At 46.5% G+C, this 325-nt stretch carries 1 protein-coding gene; it reads left to right on the forward strand.

Going from position 1 to position 325, the window contains the following annotated elements; all coding sequences use genetic code 11:
- Positions 1 to 104 precede the first annotated feature (104 nt).
- Positions 105 to 325, forward strand: a 221-nt coding sequence (locus tag CWC11_RS22220) for a M56 family metallopeptidase (RefSeq protein ID WP_283241039.1), incomplete at its 3' end; no start/stop codon positions are given.

Here is a 325-nt window from a genome sequence, read left to right on the forward strand (position 1 = left end):
GTACCGCCTCAAAAACAAAGCTCGGCGCACGGAGTTGCTATCAATTGCCAATTACTTGCTCTCCTTTTGTGTTCGGACTGAGGCAACCTAAAGTGTATTTGCCGGTGGAATTTGACACGCTACCAAAAGCCGAGCAGCAAGCACTTATTCTGCATGAGTTAACCCACATAGATAAGGGCGACCATATTGCTGTTGTAATTTGGCGAATACTCGCGACGCTTGCTTGGTTTAATCCGTTTATTGCAAAAATGGAACAGGGCTTTATTCGAGCGATGGAATATCGCTGTGATGAGGTGACGATAGCGAAGCACAGCCTTGAGCCTTT

The organism is Pseudoalteromonas sp. S3178 (genome assembly GCF_005886985.1).
GTDB classification, from domain to species: domain Bacteria; phylum Pseudomonadota; class Gammaproteobacteria; order Enterobacterales; family Alteromonadaceae; genus Pseudoalteromonas; species Pseudoalteromonas carrageenovora.